Annotated in this window: 12 protein-coding genes; all 12 read right to left on the bottom strand. The window is 57.2% G+C overall.

What is annotated here, in order from left to right; all coding sequences use genetic code 11:
- Position 1: 1 nt before the first annotated feature.
- Positions 2-919, bottom strand: a complete 918-nt coding sequence (gene rapZ, locus ADJ70_RS05125) for an RNase adapter RapZ (RefSeq protein WP_050344086.1) — start codon at positions 917-919, stop codon at positions 2-4.
- A 1,265-nt stretch (positions 920-2,184) separates the two neighbouring features.
- Positions 2,185-2,895, bottom strand: coding sequence for a hypothetical protein (locus tag ADJ70_RS05120; RefSeq protein ID WP_050344085.1), 711 nt, complete (start codon positions 2,893-2,895; stop codon positions 2,185-2,187).
- Entirely contained in the window at positions 2,882-3,142 is a 261-nt protein-coding gene (locus ADJ70_RS14930; protein WP_172674451.1) for a hypothetical protein, read from the bottom strand. Before ADJ70_RS14930 ends, ADJ70_RS05120 begins: the two co-directional genes overlap by 14 nt.
- Before the next feature lie 550 nt (positions 3,143-3,692).
- Positions 3,693-4,520 carry a prolipoprotein diacylglyceryl transferase gene (gene lgt / locus ADJ70_RS05110; RefSeq protein ID WP_050344081.1) on the bottom strand — a complete coding sequence of 276 codons (828 nt, stop codon included), beginning with the start codon at positions 4,518-4,520 and terminating at the stop codon, positions 3,693-3,695.
- A 101-nt stretch (positions 4,521-4,621) separates the two neighbouring features.
- A complete protein-coding gene (locus ADJ70_RS05105; protein ID WP_253273240.1) occupies positions 4,622-4,894 on the bottom strand; it encodes a NifU family protein in 273 nt (90 codons plus the stop codon).
- A 207-nt stretch (positions 4,895-5,101) separates the two neighbouring features.
- Positions 5,102-7,618, bottom strand: a complete 2,517-nt coding sequence (locus ADJ70_RS05100; protein WP_253273239.1) for a U32 family peptidase — start codon at positions 7,616-7,618, stop codon at positions 5,102-5,104.
- 58 nt (positions 7,619-7,676) lie between these two features.
- On the bottom strand, positions 7,677-8,693 hold the full coding sequence (locus ADJ70_RS05095; RefSeq protein ID WP_050344078.1) for a glycosyltransferase: 1,017 nt from the start codon (positions 8,691-8,693) through the stop codon (positions 7,677-7,679).
- A 97-nt stretch (positions 8,694-8,790) separates the two neighbouring features.
- Positions 8,791-10,008, bottom strand: a complete 1,218-nt coding sequence (gene tyrS / locus ADJ70_RS05090; RefSeq protein ID WP_050344076.1) for a tyrosine--tRNA ligase — start codon at positions 10,006-10,008, stop codon at positions 8,791-8,793.
- 206 nt (positions 10,009-10,214) lie between these two features.
- Positions 10,215-11,192 (bottom strand): glycosyltransferase family 2 protein, encoded by a 978-nt coding sequence (locus tag ADJ70_RS05085; RefSeq protein WP_050344074.1) that lies wholly within the window; start codon positions 11,190-11,192, stop codon positions 10,215-10,217.
- The gene (locus tag ADJ70_RS05080) at positions 11,182-13,080 is read right to left on the bottom strand and encodes a glycosyltransferase (RefSeq protein WP_172674450.1); all 1,899 of its coding nucleotides are present in this window, start codon (positions 13,078-13,080) and stop codon (positions 11,182-11,184) included. Before ADJ70_RS05080 ends, ADJ70_RS05085 begins: the two co-directional genes overlap by 11 nt.
- A 60-nt stretch (positions 13,081-13,140) precedes the next feature.
- Complete coding sequence (locus ADJ70_RS05075; protein ID WP_050344071.1) at positions 13,141-14,790, bottom strand: hypothetical protein; 1,650 nt, start codon at positions 14,788-14,790, stop codon at positions 13,141-13,143.
- Between the two features lie 37 nt (positions 14,791-14,827).
- Positions 14,828-16,612, bottom strand: a complete 1,785-nt coding sequence (locus tag ADJ70_RS05070) for a DUF4012 domain-containing protein (protein WP_172674449.1) — start codon at positions 16,610-16,612, stop codon at positions 14,828-14,830.
- Between the last annotated feature and the right edge of the window lie 440 nt (positions 16,613-17,052).

Raw genomic sequence — 17,052 nt, 5'->3', positions numbered from 1 at the left:
CCTACCCCCTTGCCAACTCAAGGTCACGGTGGGACGTGACGGTGCGATAACCCTGTCCCTTAAGGTAGTCCGCCGTCGCGTTTGCGATGGCCACCGAGCGATGCTGCCCGCCCGTGCAACCCACAGCAATGGAGAGCTGTGACTTGCCCTCGGCAACGTAGCCAGGCATCACAACATCGAGCAGGCGCTCCCAGGCCTTCATGAAGTCCTTTGTCACGTCATTGCCCAGCACGAAGTCCCGCACGGTCTCGTCATTGCCCGTGAGCGCGCGCATCGCGGGGTCGTAGAATGGGTTGGGCAGGAAGCGCACGTCGATCATGAGGTCGGCGTCAGTGGGCATGCCGTGCTTGAAGCCAAAGGAGAAGACCTGGATGTTCAGAAGCTGCTGGTCGGTCAGCTCGGAGAAGGCATGGCGAATACGAGTACGCAGGGCCGACGTGCGCAGTCGGCTCGTATCGATGACGAGGTCGGCATGGTCACGGACTCCCCTAAGCTGCCTGCGCTCGCGTTGGATGGACGAGGAGGTCGCCTCGGATAGACCCGCAAGCGGATGGCGGCGGCGAGTCTCGTCATAGCGGCGCATGAGGACTTCATCAGAAGCATCAAGGAAGACGATCTTGTAGCTGAGCTCATGCTCGTCAAGGGCAGCGAGGGCGTCAGGCATCTCATCGAAAAGACCTTGGCTCCTGAGGTCGCAGATGACGGCGAGGTGGCGTCCGATGCCGGAGTTGATGCCCACGACCATGGCGAGGTCCAAGATCAGGCGAGGTGGCAGGTTGTCGATGCAGTAGTAGCCCATGTCCTCGAAGACGTGCATGGCCTGCGTGCGCCCGCTTCCCGACATTCCCGTGATGATTACGATGTCCGGAACGCGGTCGCCGGTCGCTGAGCTCCTCGCGAGATCGCTGACCTTCTCCATTGGGACCCCCGAAATCTTTGGCGCCACAACACACCTGCGCCGTCACAACTCGCACACCAGCTGTCAGGTCGCCCAGCAGCAGGAGTGCGTGGACATGACAAACTCATTTTTTCTCAGTATAGGACAACTCTCGGTTAGACCATCGTTGACGTGAGCGGCACCTTGGCCTCTCGCAACACCATGCCAGGCATCTCCGCGTCTCCCCTCGACGCGTAAGCTTGCTGACAACATCGAGGGGAGGACGCGGGGCGTCGTCATGCCGACGGCAATCTAACCGAGAGTTACGGAAAGACACATTCTGGGGCTTAAGGAGACGCGGAAAGGCGCGGTGTGTGATCCCAAGGCAAGCTAAACTGCGCCTTTCCGTGAGACGGGGTCGCCAGACTGCGCTTTTGCGTGAGGCACCGGGGACAGAATGCGCTTTTCCGTCACGTCGCGGCGCCCGGGAGGTGTGGGGCAACCCCCCGCCAGGCTGCGGGGCACTATGGAGAATGCCTCAACTGGGCAAATGCGCTCGAGCAACCCCCCCGCCAGGCTGCGGGGCGGGTTGCGCGGGGGTTCGCAGGTCTCGGTTCGGAGTCTGGCCTCACGGAAAGGCGCACTCTGCCCAACCGGTGGGCTGCAGAATGCGTCTTTTGGTGAGGTGCACAGGCAGAATGCGCTTTTGCGTGAGGCAGTGGGCACAGAATGCGCTTTTCCGTGAGGCAGTGGGCACAGAATGCGCTTTTGCGTGAGGCAGTGGGCACAGAATGCGCTTTTCCGTGAGGCAGTGGGCACAGAATGCGCTTTTCCGTGAGCCGTCGGGGGCAGAATGCGCTTTTCCGTGAGGTGGGCCGACGTTTGCCCAGGTGAGGAAAGGCGCACTCTACGTAAAAGCGCATTCTGCGTGCGCGCCCTCACGGAAAAGCGCACTCTGCGGCTGAGACGTTACGGAAAACCGCAGTCTGCAACCCTGCGGTGTGACGGAGACTCTCTGCTGGACCACTGTCGGCATGACCAGCTTCAGTTCAATTCTAGGGTGAGCTTCCGTCCCTCATGTACCGCCGTCCCTCAGCCGACCCCGCCGGTCTTTGGGTCGGCGTATTCGACCAACCCGCGTCTACCGAAGCGTGTCTGCTCCCTCTTTGGATCCCACCTCGCCTCGGCCTTGTGCGCGTAGAAGGTGCCAGTACGCTTGACAATCTGCCTTATCCGAGCCGTTTACAGCGAGCGTCCCTCTCCGAGAGGGTTGAGCTCACAGACGAGCACCACGCAGACACCCCGTCTCACAACAGGTGCCCTCTACCGACTTCCGTGACCGCATCCGAAATAGGCACTGCGCTCCCGGTCGGAAGCCTTGGCGTGACCCCAGACTCACGCTCGAAGTCCGGCCTGTCAAGTGACGCGTAGGCATCCCACGAGATCTGGTATCCGAGGGCGCTCGCAAGGAGCTCGCGCGTGGAGTGCGCCCTCGTCACATTCCTGACCGAGACACTTTCGACCATGCGCACGACATCCGCCTCATCCCTGACAATGAAGGTTAGCTGAGGGACACTCGCCTGGCGTCCCCTAGCCCACGTCGCCAGCGCGGTCGTGCGGCGGGCAGTTTTGTCCACCATCGTCGCGGCATCATCGGCAGACCTCTGCTCGACCCATATGCCGTTGACGTCCACATGCACATAGGTGCCATCAGACGCTAGGGAAACGTCTTGGCCGTCAAAGCTCAGCGAACCGAGCGCAGCCAGCACGTCCGCCTGCGAGATCGACACGGCTGCTGCGGTCTTGCCGTCTCCCGTACGGGCATCATCGCACGAGACCTCACGAGACTCGAAGGTGGCATGCTCCAAGGGACTGAGAAAACCAACGCCCTGCACATGTCTCGACATCACCCATACGCAGCCGGCTAGGACCGAGGCCATAACCACCACTGCGATGGCGCGCAGCGATGGGCCCCAGCTCTGCAGCAGACGCCTCACAACCACCTTACCGAGCGTCACGATGGCCCTCACTTCCCGATTTATGAAGGGCGACCCTCACAAGCAGGCCTCCCACGAGCGCACCCGCTCCCATGAGGACCGGCAGCGGCAGGTCCATGGCGTCTTGACCCTGGGTCGCGACCTTATCGATTCCTGCCATGGCAGGAGCGGATGCTGCCTGAATTATTGCCGACGAACTCGTAAGGGCCAGCGATCCCAAGAGGGCCAGTGACGAAACATGAGCCGCAAGCGGCCCGAGTCGTATCATGCCCGTGCCCATCAACCTTCCAACCTCCAAAGCTGCTACACAAAAGACACTCCATAGAAAGACGCCCGAACTGACCCGTGGCGCAGACAGGGCGCCTGGCATCAGGAGCCAGAGTCTTGGCCATCTCTCAAAGGCGGGTAACAAATATACTACCCTGAAGACAGATTCTTATCAGAGAGTATACCATCTATTCAGAGTTCTAAGACACCAACGTGAGAATTACTATTATTATTGGCTCTCCGGAGTGTCTGGTGGGTAGCGCAGGCTAGAACGGTGCGCAAGCGAAGGCGTCACGACAGGCCTCACAGTCTGGGGAAGATTGCGGTAGCGAGACATTCGACATTGCAGAGGCCCCCTCCCCGCTCTCCCGGTCCGTCCTGGTGACCGTGCTCTCCTCGGGGATACCACCGGGTACCGGCCCCTCCTCCCTGCCGTCGGCCAGACGTCACGGCGGCAGTTACGGCATGCCACAGGATCTAAGGGGTACAAAACGACAATCTTTATCCAAGCAGGTCCAACTTCATGCCCCAGAATAGGCACGAGCATGAGCTCAAACCAATCTGCCAATCTGTGGGCGGCACATTCTGTGGGATATGACGAGGATACCTGCACCCAAGAGCACGAGGGGAACCGAAAGACACTGCCCCATCGTGAGCCAGCCGGTTCCAGCAAGGTACCCGAGCTGTTCGTCAGGCATACGTACGAACTCGACCATGAAGCGGAGGCAGCCGTACAGAACGAGAAAGACGCCGATGAAAGTCCCCTGCGGTCGTGCGGGGGCACGGCGCGAGAGGAGGGTAAGGACGAGGAAGATGACAAGACCCTCTAGGATGGCCTCGTAGAGCTGGGAGGGATGACGGTACACCATCCCCCCGCCCGTGTCCGAGAACATGACGCCCCAGGGCAGACCAGTCGGCTTCCCCCACAGCTCCCCGTTCACGAAGTTCGCGCAGCGACCAAAGAAAAGGCCGATAGGGGCGCCGGTTGCTGCGAGGTCGCACATGGTCGCGATGGACAGGTGCAGGCGCCAGCAGGCAAGAGACCCGCCGACGATGGCACCCACAAGCCCACCGTGGAAGCTCATACCCCCCTCGCTGAGCATCGGTATCTCGACGGGATTTTTGAGGTAGTGCCCTCCTCCATAGAAGAGCACGTAGCCTAGCCGTGCGCCGACGATGATGCCAACAGCGATGCTCACAACGACGCTCATGACGTCATCTGGGGTGAGATCGAGCCCCCAGCGACGCGACGTCCGCCAGATCGCGACACCACCCAGTAAGAATCCTGCAAGGTAGGCAAGGCCATACCATCGAATCACAATGGGCCCCAGCTGCACGGCCACCGGATTGAGGGCATGATAGAGATCGTTAAGCCACATCGCCCAGAAAACTCCTTACAATGAGGTCCTCGACGCACAGGATATCCCTCGCGCGCCGGAGACCTCCTCACGGATTCTCAGTCCCTACGCAGCTGCATGAGCTACCATGCCATCGCGGGTTGCACGCGCGTGACGCCAGGAACGTGCTCTCTCAAGATACGCTCTATGCCCTCGCTCATGTCGTAGGATGACAGCGGGCACCCCGCACAGGCACCCTGCATCTCGAGCGTCACGACTCCATCATCATCACAGCTAATGAGGACGACGTCACCACCGTCAGCTTGAAGGCTTTGCCGAATGACGTCAAGGGTTGCCTCAAGCAGCTCTCGGTTTACCTTGGGCTTACCCTCGGTCATCGTCTCGCTCTTTGCCATGTCATCTCCCCTCTCATGCGCGGACCCATCCTCCCATGAACCCAACGCAACATTCTACCTGCGTAAGCGTAACTGAGGGCGAGTGTACCCAACACCCACGAGGGCATACGTCAGGCAGGTGCCGTCCATCAATACAATTGCTGTAGTAAGCGATGGGCATGCTACCGATGGGCCACCGAAGAGCACGCCAAAAGGACAAGAACGTATCTATGCTATGGGCTCATAGAGATGGCCGGAGTCCGCATGCCCCATCCGCTTGGCTGGACGCCTGCCGGCGGCTACGGCAGCGAGCGCACGGACAATGCGCGCAACCTCGCGTGTCGTCTCCTCGGCAGAGAGGAGCGTGCAGTCTGCCATGAGGCGCGTGATGCCCGCCGCAAGGAGCCTACCAAGCTCAGGGGTCGCGTCGAGCGGCCGCGCCGCATAGATGTGGCTGCGGCCCTCAAGGTCCGTGCGTACAGGAAGGAGCCGGCCGTTGCGGTCTTTGAGGAAGTGACGTCCTCGGCGCAGCTCACAGGCCGCACAGTCATGGAGGCAGTGGCCCGTCGTCTGAAGAACGCAGTGTTCGCTGGTCATGGCCTGCGTACGTCCGCTCACGATGAGGCCGCAGGGTATCGAGGCCACGCGTCCCAAGGCGCAGACCTCCTCAAGCGTGAGCTCCGGCGAGAACCAAAGGCCCATGGCGCCGGCCGTCTCGAGGACAGTGAGGCAGCTCTCGTTATGAACGGGAATACAGGGCCTGATCTCTGCGGCCGCACCTCGCTGAACTGCGAGCGCCAACTCACTCACATTGCCCACCGCACAGGCCTCGCCTCGCCTGACAAGCGGGTCCAGACGCCTGTGGTCAGCTTCGCGGCATACCTCGTCGAGCCAGGGGATGAGGGCAGCGTCAGACGGCCATGGAGCACCATCCGCCTTTGCCTCAATGAGGGCGTCAGGCGTGACGTACATGCGTGTGGCCCCCGCCCTACTCGCAGCGTCGGCAATCTCTGGCGTCGGTACGAGGGCGCAGATCTCGACCTCACCGACAGGCACAGGCTTTCTGCCACCCGTCTTTTGGCGCGCGAGGCGCAGCTGCAGCGCGACATCATCGCCATCAGGTGCGTGGGCGAGGTTCCTCCCACGCACTACAGTAGAATAGGACTCCAGTACCTTTCGCTCGAGCAGTTCACAGGCCTTTGAGCGTACCTTGTGAACAGCCGAGAAGCTCAGGCCACAACCCGCATCGCACTCGACCTCAATAGTGACGGGCGCAAAGGGAGTATGCCCCATGCGCCCCACGTGCTCGATCAAATCCTGCTCGCTCACAGCCCTGGTCCGTGCGGACTCGACCACAAAGTCCTCCACACGTACCGTCGCCGCCCCATCTACACAGGCAAGCTCGACCACAAACGGCTTTCCCAGTCGCGCGAGCACTCGTACCGTGACGAGACGCTTACGCCTCTCACCTCCCGCAGCGAGGCGCGTCGCCTCATTCATGGCCTGCCGCGAGCAGATGACGCGCACCAAGGAGCCAGACTCCATGGGACGCACTGCCTTGCAGCATATGACTGAGCCTGTCTTGGCATCGGCAGGTGCGGTGGTAGTCAGAAATTTCGTGGGGTCGCTCGCAGGACGGATCTCCAGAAGATCCCCGCCACCCACGAAGCTATCAAGAAGGACATCCACCTCAAAGAGTCTCTTGAACCTGAAGCGTTCGCGACCACCGTTTGCTCCACCCCTGCGTAGCCTAGCACCACCACAATCGCGCGAGGCCACCACACGTCCCACGAGCCGTCCCCTGTTGTTGGAGCGCTCGTAGCTCATCATGTCATCATCGGCGCGCCCGTCCAGGTAGCTGTGGGTGAAATCACGATTGAATGCGCGTCGCAGACGCTCGTGACGCAGGACACCCTCCTCGACCGTAGGCGTGCGGTCGACTGCGAGGTCATCCAGCTGAGCACGATAGGAACGAACCACCGCATATACGTAGTCGGGCGCCTTCATGCGCCCCTCAAGCTTGATGGAGTCCAAGCCCGCCTCAGAGAGGCTTCCCAGCTGGTCTATGGTGCAATAGTCCTTAGGACAAAGTGGTAGGCGACGGTTGGGTGCAGAGACGTCGTGGGCAGACTCGTCCACCAACCGGTAGGGCAGGCGGCAGGGTTGCGCGCAGAGCCCCCGGTTGGCGGAACGTCCACCGGCGAGCGAGCTCATCAGGCACACGCCCGAGTAGCAGAAACAGAGTGCCCCATGAGCAAAGCCCTCGAGCTCAACGCCCTCCTGGGAGATGCGAGATATCTCATCCACCGAGAGTTCCCGCGACAGCGTCACGCGCGCCACACCCAAGCCTCGACACCAGGCCACCGCACGTGCATCGTGCACATTGGCCTGTGTGGATAGGTGAATCTCCATCTGAGGGAAGCGGTGACGAAGTTCGAAGAGCAGTCCCCAGTCCTGGATGATAAGGGCGTCTGCCCCCAAAAGCCACGCCTCACGAGCGAGTGCGAGAGCTCGTGGCATCTCCTCGCTCTTGATGACGATATTGGTCGTCACGTAAACGCGCACACCCGCGAGATGCGCCTTCTGACAGGCCGCCTCGAAGGAGTCGGGCGTGAAGTTGCTCGCCTTGCGACGGGCGTTGAAGTCGTTTCCGAGGGCGCAGTAGATGGCGTCTGCGCCTGCCGCAAGCGCTACGTTGAACGACCCTGGATCACCGGCAGGCGCGAGCAGCTCGGGCACTTTCATGGGAGATTGCATCAAGCAAAAGAGGCAGGCATGAGATGTTTCGAGTAGAGCATCGCCATCACGCTGAGGTAGCCGACCCTCTCGTCGAGTCATCCCCCGACACAGCTCCCTCTGACCTGGGACGTATGCGCATCTCTGTGTACACCCTCATGACATCAAGTTCCCACTGGCGACGACTGGCCTTGACTTCCGTGTCAAGGATGAGGCCACAGGCAAAGAGCAGCGCGGCAAGGCCCGCAAAGGCAACGGCAACAATGGCCGTCGGGAGACGGGGAACGAGCCCCGTCACCCTGAACTCGGCGATGATCGGCACCCCAAGGCAGAGGCTGACGACCAGAACGACAAAGGACACGAGGGAGAAGAAACCGAGTGGCTTATAGTCCTTGAAGAGGCGACCTATCATCTTGAGGACCTTGGCTCCATCCGAGAAGGTGCTCAGCTTGGATACCGAACCCTCCGGACGGTCTCGGTACTTGATGGGGACCTGCGCTATCCTCCAACGCTTGTCCACCGCGTGGATGGAGAGCTCCGTCTCGATCTCAAAGCCCGGAGAGAGCACGGGCAGCGTCTTAGCGAAGGCGTAGTTGAAGCTGCGATAGCCTGTCATCACATCAGTGAACTCGAAGCCGTAAAGCAGCTTTATGAGCCAGCGTACGAGGTCGTTACCAAGACCGTGAAAGGCACGGTCGTTCTCATCCCCGTAGCTCCCGTTCGAGAGGCGATCGCCCACGACGTGATCAGCCGTGCCGGCTTCAAGAGGCGCCAGAAGCATGCGCGCTGCCTCGGCCGGGTAGGTGTCATCGCCATCGACCATCAAATACCGCTCCGCATCCACGTCACGCAGCATCTGGCGTACAACGTTGCCCTTGCCCTGACGAGGCTCCGGACGAACGATTGCGCCGTGACTGCGGGCTATGTCCGCTGTGTCATCAGCAGAGTTGTTGTCATAGACCCAGATCGTGGCGCCAGGAAGTTCTCTCCTGAAGTCATCCACGACCTTACCTATAGTCTGCGCCTCGTTGTAGCAGGGGATAAGGACAGCAACGTCCTCGAAACTCTCGCTCACGTACGCCATCTAGCCACTCCCTCGGCGATAGGATGTCAACACGCAACACTCATGTCCTCTTGCGTCGCCTCTCACGACAGTCGACGTCCCATTAGTGAACGTGATGTCACACCAGCCTTGCCCACCGACGTTTGCCTACTTGCAGGACGGTGCCCTTTGAAAGGAGGGAATGCTCCACGTTGTAGCACCTCGAGGCTACCGTCTTACCATTAATCTTAACACCACCACCATCGATGAGGCGTCTCGCCTCTCCTGCGCTCTTCACAATCTTCACGTTTACAAGCAGCTTTCCCAAATAAACCTGTCCCTGGTCGTTGACCTCGACGACAGAGTGTGGAAACTCTGCGATGTCAGCGGGAACCTCGCTCTTCCTGAACGTAGCGTCGAAGGCATTCATCGCCCTTGTTCCCTCCCCCGCGCCATGATAGAGGTCAACGATGTTGGCGGCAAGGGCACGCTTAAGTTCGTAAGGGTCTGCCGTGCCGTCAGCATAGGCACGATCTATCGCGTCAACTTCATCTGGGGGTATCGTGGAGCAGAGACGAAAGTACATGGGTACAAGCTCGTCGGTGATGCTCATGATCTTACCAAACATATCCGATGGCTCATCGGTCAGACCAACGTAGTTGCCGTAGCTCTTAGACATCTTTTTGACACCGTCAGTGCCCACCAGAAGTGGCATTGTGAGGGCCACCTGCGGCTCCATGCCTCTTGCGCGCATGAGGTCTCGTCCGGCGAGCAGGTTAAAGATCTGGTCGTTGCCGCCCATCTCGACATCCGCCTTGATGACCACAGAGTCATATGCTTGGAGCACGGGATAGATAAACTCGTGCAGGGCGATGGAGCGACCCTCGGCATAACGCCTGTGGAAGTCCTCGCGCTCGAGGATACGCGCAACGTTGAATCGACTCATGAGACCGAGCATCTGCGCGAGGTTGAGGGGCTTCAGCCAATCGCCATTGTGAACGATGGTCGTCCTCGTAGGATCGAGCACCTTCATAGCCTGCTCAACGTACGTCTGGGCGTTTGCCTCGACCTGCTCCTCAGTGAGTGGCGGGCGCGTGCTGTCGCGACCCGAGGGATCACCGATGAGGGCAGTTCCGTTGCCTATGATGAGTGTGACCGTATGTCCTAGGTCTTGGAACTGGCGCATCTTTCGCAGGGGTACCGCATGACCAAGGTGCAAGTCAGGCGAGGTGGGATCCACACCCAACTTGACGTTGAGGGGCCGCCCCTTCGCAAGCTTCCTTTTGAGCTCCTCCTCGGGCACGATCTGCATGGTGCCCGATGTGATGACCTTAAGTTGCTTGTCTACTGGTAGCAAAACTACTCCCTTCACCATATGATTTTGCGAGGCGCATGGGAGTAACGCCGCATGACTTGCGACGTCGGACACCATAGCTCAACGTGCTTATCGCACAGCTGCAAAAGCGGACCACCTTTCCCAATGCGTAGACTCAAAGCGAGCATCAAGCACAAACAAAAACTGAGAATATCTGCAAGAGCTCTTCTCAGGGCAGAGAGTAGCCGTCAGATGAGCTCGTCCTCTATGAGATAGCGAGGGCGGTGCTTGACCTCAAGGTACACCTTGCCGACATACCCTCCCGTCACGCCCATGGATATCATGAGTAGCCCACCAACGAGCCAGATTGACACCATCATCGACCCCCATCCAGCAACCGCATGTCCCATCGCGACACTTACTATCGTATAGATAAGCATGGCGATGGCAACAAGCATCGAGATGAGCCCAAGAGTCGTAATCATCACGAGGGGTTTCACGCTAAAGGATGTGATGCCCTCAATGGCCAGGGCGATCATCTTGCGGAGCGGATACTTCGATTCACCTGCCAGTCGCTCCTTGCGCCTATAGTAGACTTTCTCGGTCCTAAAGCCGAGGGATGGGACGATGCCACGCAAGAAGAGGTTCCTCTCGCCATACTCGGACAGCCCCCTCAACGCGACAGAACTCATAAGCCTGAAGTCAGCGCTATCCGCAATGATCTCGGTTCCGAGGCCGCGCATAACGTGGTAGTAGCCCCTTGCGGTAAGGCGCTTGAAGGAGGAGTCCGTGTCGCGGTTGTTACGTACCCCATAGACGATCTCCGCGCCTTGCAGATACTTGCGTAGCATGTCATCCATAACGTCAATATCATCCTGCAGATCCGCATCGATCGAGATGGTAGCATCAAAACCCCTCTCCAGTGAGCGCATGAGCCCGCAGAGGAGGGCATTTTGATGGCCTCTGTTGTGAGAGAGCCTAATACCCTCAGCGTAGTCTCTCTCCTCATGTAGGGCACGAATAATACCCCACGTATGATCCTCGCTGCCGTCATCGACGAAAATAACTCTGCTATTTTGATTTGCAAGCCCCCTTCCCTTCAGTACCTCAAGCTTGTCGAGCAAAACTGCCCCAGACTGCTGCAGGACCTCTTCTTCGTTATAGCAGGGAACAACAATCGCTAGACTTGGAGCTTGTCTCGCAACATCTACGCTGCTAGATGTCAAGATAATCCCTCCAGAAATCCACAGAAGTCACCTCTGCTCGAACGTCGGCATAGCTCCTATTCAGGGCAGACTTTTCCTTCCCATAACGCCTGAGATCTTCCTGAAACCGACGCCAAAGGACCCGTGCCCGCCGTGCGTCGCGGTGACGAATGACGCCAACCTTCTGCTGGATATTTATGGCAATGACATTATCAACGCCGTATAGCTTGCCATAGGGACACGCCCAGCCCAACCCTTCAATAACGGCAGTGCTGCTGCCAAAAGGTCTCAGCTTTCCGTAAAGCTGACCATTGAGCGAGCGCTCAAACAAGCGTGTATGGTAAAGGTTGTAGGTAAGGCCGTGCAGTCTACCTCCCAAGGGCAGATCGCGCAGGATCTCATCGGTGCCGATCTTTTCCAAGTCGAGGCTAAACTGATCTTTAACGAGCTCCCTGAGCTCAGCGAACGGAAGCTGCTTCTCCTTGTTCCTGTTAGCGTCCATGAAGCGTCTCTCAGCGAAGCCCTTCTGAAGGAACCGGCCCGGTCCGGCAAGATAATCCTCGAATCCCTCCAGTACAAGCTCGGCATCCGCGTAGTTGAACTTCACGAGCTCAATCATGACATTGCGCCGAAGCTCCTCAGTAAAGTCGGTGAGAGGCGCAACGCCTGTGATTGCCTGACCGACTAGACCGTTCCTCATAGTCTGGTAGCGCTCGACGGCAGCGTTGTAGCGCATGAAAAAGGCAAGGTGCCAAATACAAATACCATTAAGCGTCATGATGCGAGGCTTACAGCGCATACCATACTCCGCATCATCGAATCGCACAAAAAAGGGAAGCGGCATACCGTTTTTACGAATCACAGAGACGGGGATACAACAGTACCACCAAGCAGCATAGCGTTGCTTCAGATCATCCCATGTGGCGACGTCTGGCTCAAAGCTCTCGCTTGTCGTGCAATCATGTAAGACGCTCATTCTCAGAAGTGGCTTGAGGGAACGATAGACGCCTCCCTGCGTCATGTAACCGACGTCCTCCCAGTGGATGTCCGGCTCGTCAAAATTCATCATGGCGCCACTAATGAACGCCTCGGCATAGCGCTCGTTCACAATGGTAAGAAGGGCATAGCTGCGTTTGATGCTCTCAGGCGAGACCTCCACGTCATCGTCCATGAGTAGGACATGCGTGACATCACCCTGGTTCTGCGCCAAGAGCATACCGTAGGCAAACCCGCCCGAGCCACCGACGTTGCTATTGGGGTAAATCTCGATACCGTTACTTGTAAGCGTCTTGGTGTCAAGCGTGCGGCCGTTATCGATAACGTACATGCGGAAATGCGCTGCGATCTCCTCTTGGCTACCCAAGATCTCCCTTCGCACAAGATCGATGTTGCGCGTGATAAACTGCTCCTTCTTAAAGGTAGTCGTAGAGAGGGCAAGGTTGACCTCACGTATGTCGCTCTCCTCAACAAGGGCGCTGTAGTGCCCATTCCTCAACCATACATCCCCGTCTGTTTCGACGATAAAGCCAACGAGCACATCAGGGTCACGATATGAGAGATCGATGTCTACCAAAGACCACTCACCACACGCGGCGATCTCGACTATACCCTCCCTCTGTGGACGAGAGTAGTAGTCGAACTGATCGACACGAGTCAACTTGACTCTAGCCGCCGCCCCCTTGAGCTCAAGGTGTAGGCGATAGGCCTTGGCGGAGGTGTACTTATCGTACTTGCCTATCGAGAGCGCATTAAAGAACGTCGTAAAGTCAAAGGCTCCTGGCCCCTGCAGCATCCAGCTATCCTCATCAGCTGGCACCACCCCCTGTGAGCTCCTCACATACAGGAGAGGGGTGGTGTTAAATTGACGAGTATCCTCCAAGAGGACATTGGCAATCTTCACGAATTTCAACGTAATACCTCTTTCGGTGTCGCTGCATGTTATCTAAGCGCGCTGCATGACGCAGCCCGATTACTCTTTATCGTCCTCAGTCATGGTAGCAGCAACGCGAAGATGCTTCGCACGAACCACTTTCTTCCATGGAGATGGTAGCCATAGGTCCAAGCCATAGGATGCCACAGGCAGCAATAGAACGAAGAAGGGCATCAGATACACAGGTTTTGCCTCCCACAGCACATAGCAGGCAAAGCCAATCCCAACACAATACGCCAAGAGAAGGAATGGATCGCTTTCTCCCGCCTTGCGCCTTCGAAAGATCTCCATAGAACCAATGAACGCACCAGCCATCACCACGAGCTGATAGCCATCCATGTATGCAACCACAGGAACACTCTCGAGAAGGGCGGTGTTCGTGAGATTGCCGTCCGCATCATAATGTATATGGGTGTACATAACCGATTGGAAACTGGGCTCAGCCCATTCTTCAGATAACTTTGTAGCAAAAAACCATAGTGCGTAGGAGGGATGGCCCACGAAGTGCGACAACTGGCTCATCACTGATCTCGAGGCGGCCTCTCCCACGAGACGCGTATCGCGGTCAAAGGAGACGAATTGCTGGATCGCGTTTGCATCCCACATGCCCGGTCTGCATGTGGTACCTTCTGCCTCGGTGAGTCCGATCTCGATCCATGAGACTGTTGGAAGGCCGGGACCAAAGCTGACGTTGTAGCGTCTTTCCAACAAAGACGTCGGAAGGCCGCTGAGGCCGTTCGCCACCAGTGTCGTAACCAAAACGCAGACAAGTCCTCGGAACCTTGCCCTCTTGAGTGCGACAACAAACCAGCAGAGACATGCTCCGAGCGCAACAAGCTTGAAAGTCGGTTTAATAATAAGGGAGAATGTTAGGACCACCAGTGACATCAGCTGCAGAGAGGCTATCTTTATCCACGATTTGCTCTTGAGAGCAGCGACCTGTGCCCAGAGAAAAAGACAAATGAGTCCAAAGCCCATCGAATTTCCATATGGGAATGTTGTCGACAGGGAGAAGGGAAGACACAGCCCGAGGAGCACTACCAAGAGGAGTCTTGCGCATTTGGTTTTGAGCATCATGTGCGACGCTCCCACAAGCCCAATGAACGCAAGCGTATTTGCGACGATGTTCATGCCCTCTACTGCAAGAATATTGCCCGCACCGAAAATACGAAAGATAACAACAAAGTAGTAAAACGCACCCGCTTGAAATGGGTACAGAGAAAAATACGAGTACGCATTGGGGACATCAATCTGCAAAAAAGGAGCATCTGGCTGAAATGCCTGGTAGTCTCCTTGGACATGTTGGGATGCATAAGCTATCAAAGACGATGAGTCAGGAAATCCTTGCCTTGCATGTGGAGTATTGAAGACAAAGTAGCAGCTTATTATTATCATGACGATCAATGATACTAGGGTAACGACTCGCTCATCAAGACGCTCCGAGACATTTCGAACGAACCAAAGAACCAGCGTGATGGCGCCTGCCATAACAAGCCCGAGCAACATTTGATCGAGATGCTGCGGGCAAAGCCACGTTCTGAATACGAAGCTCTCATTAACCATATCAGAGAAGAGCGTAGTGACAAACGCGCATAGGGCCACAAGCAGTGCCATAATGGCCACAAAGATACCAAGACTCATACTCTCCAACAGAGAGCCAATCTTCTCGAGCTTCCTTCCCCTTTCCATGCGAGACCTTTTTCCCAACGTTGCATGCACCGTCCTTCTATATGCTTACAGATGCAGAGGCCATCGGAGTAGTTCTTACCGTTGGGACTGTTGCGGCCTCTTTCGGAACCGTGACGGTATAGCGTATTGTTGAGAACCCGGATGCCCTCGTGAAGACAAGCCCAGACCACACATTAAAGCCATCCAGACTACATGACCTGAACTCAAACGTAAGATCATCGCTTGTACAGTTGATGTCGGAAATGAAACCCCCCGCAGGCGCGTATAAGATAACTTCGTTACTTAGCGTTCCATCAGCAGCGTTGACGTACGAAGGAGCCGAATTGAGAATTTCGCGTGTCAGTGAATTCGTAATGCTCGTCGTCACAGAATAACTGACTGTTCCGTCGTCATTTGCCCTCGCTATCCCCACACTCGTATCAGATGACATGTACCAGTCAGACTTACAATGGTCATAATTGTAGTAGTAGACCCCAATCACTGGATGTGAGGGGTCTGAAGACACCTCACCAGAAGCGTGCAGCTCTCGCATAACACCCTGTTCACCTGGCTCTGCCATCCACACCTGAACGTTGCCTCCATCTATACCCTTTCCGATAGCACGTGCTAGATCAGCTATGTTCGAGGATTCCATGCCAGAAAATATCTTTGTGCAGACCTGCCCTGCCACGTCATTAAAATAGGAGTCCTGTTCGCTCAAGGGAACATCCCAATATACGCGGTTGAGAAGGTGTTTGGCTGCATTAGCACCATCGATCGTCGCACCTATGCTTGTGGTTACACCGCCGGTCACAGCAAGGACGTACTGTAGGAACACAGGGTCGATCGCGATCACGCCATCCACATCATCACCTGCGTGATTACGCCAGAAGCCTCGCAGGAACTCTGCAGTGCGTGGGAAGTTGGGATTAAAGTTGCAATTCGTTGGCTTTCGCTCAGCCTGCATGTCTTGGTAGACGTCGGCGAAGACCTCCACTTCGTCAGGCGACATAACTACCCCATCCGAACTCCGACTAGTCCCCGGCGAGCTGAACTTACCCAACACAATCTTTCCATCAGTAACCTCCATAAGACCCCAAGATCCAGGAAGGCCACCCGTTGGTCGAAGCTCCGCATTACTCTGCGCAACAATCAGATAGCGCCTCGTCTGCCCACCAGCGCCAAGCATATCAGGCAAAACCGGCAAGATCCTGTTCGCCTTCGTGAGGGCGTCATCGAAAGAGGACAACCGACCCCTCACTTTGCGGAACACCGTAGCGAATTGCTCGATATGGGCATCGGGCAGGGCGTTGATAGCCTCCGCATTCCTGCGCACGATGGGCTGGGCCGCCTGGCAGGTCGAAGCGAGAGACGAGATGGCATCGGCGTTGATGGCGCCATCGCTCACGAGACTGGAGAGGCTCAACACGCCTGAGTCGTATGCGAGCGGCGACAGGGCGTTGTCGGAAAGATCGACCATGCTGTCTGCAAGCGTCTGCGCGCTCTTGACGTCGGAACCGTATACCGGGACGAGTGATGCAATGACCCACCAAGGGCTGCCGAGTTCGTTCTGGATGCCATGGGCAGATCCATTGATGTCGCTTGCCGCAGATCGGAGTGCCTGGGGGTTGCCATCCCTTGTGGCAGTCTCAAACTTGTCGACACAGGCCATGATGTTACTTGCCTCAGAGGCAACTCTTTTGGCGCTGTTGTAGACGTTGTATGCTGTGAGCCCTCCCACCACCAGAAGTAAGACTATGGTTACGCCGATCACCGAGGCAATGACATGGCCAATCGTCGATGCAGGCGACCCATGGTTCGTGCCAGAAGCTCCCCTCCCCACAGATCCACCACGCGATGTACGCATGCGACCGGAACGGGAGGGTGGTATGTAGACGTGCTGGGAGAGGGACTGTAGCTGCTCAAGAGGCCGCTGCGAGCGTGTAGTCCACCCCTCCTTGACATCGTGACCATCCCTGTCACCCCACTCCATGGAACCCGCTTGTCTCAAATGTTTTTCCATACCGACCTCCGGAATACCCAGCAAAGCACATGACAGCAGGCATGGTCTTCATACGCGCCATCCAACAGTTCAGTCTCACACACCTTCCTCCCTCTGTCATCTACCGGCGACAGAGACACAAGGAGCATATATAAGGAAGGCGAACGGACGGCGCCCCCCACGTCGATTGCCACGAGGATTTTTCATACCACCTCAGCATGCTCCTTTTCCACAGTGCGTCAAGAGCCATAAGTCGCAACAGATTCATCCATGCCTCTATC

This window comes from Olsenella sp. oral taxon 807 (genome assembly GCF_001189515.2).
Taxonomy (GTDB): Bacteria; Actinomycetota; Coriobacteriia; order Coriobacteriales; family Atopobiaceae; genus Olsenella_F.
The sequence above is the reverse complement of the archived record's forward strand: the minus strand, read 5'-3'. Positions and strand labels throughout refer to the sequence as shown.

Excerpts from the sequence above, each read along its gene's own strand:
- rapZ (WP_050344086.1), bottom strand. The coding sequence starts at position 919 with ATGGAGAAGGTCAGCGATCTCGCGAGGAGCTCAGCGACCGGCGACCGC.
- ADJ70_RS14930 (WP_172674451.1), bottom strand. The coding sequence starts at position 3,142 with ATGATACGACTCGGGCCGCTTGCGGCTCATGTTTCGTCACTGGCCCTC.
- lgt (WP_050344081.1), bottom strand. The coding sequence starts at position 4,520 with ATGTGGCTTAACGATCTCTATCATGCCCTCAATCCGGTGGCCGTGCAG.
- ADJ70_RS05105 (WP_253273240.1), bottom strand. The coding sequence starts at position 4,894 with ATGGCAAAGAGCGAGACGATGACCGAGGGTAAGCCCAAGGTAAACCGA.
- ADJ70_RS05100 (WP_253273239.1), bottom strand. The coding sequence starts at position 7,618 with ATGAAAGTGCCCGAGCTGCTCGCGCCTGCCGGTGATCCAGGGTCGTTC.
- ADJ70_RS05095 (WP_050344078.1), bottom strand. The coding sequence starts at position 8,693 with ATGGCGTACGTGAGCGAGAGTTTCGAGGACGTTGCTGTCCTTATCCCC.
- ADJ70_RS05075 (WP_050344071.1), bottom strand. The coding sequence starts at position 14,790 with ATGGAAAGGGGAAGGAAGCTCGAGAAGATTGGCTCTCTGTTGGAGAGT.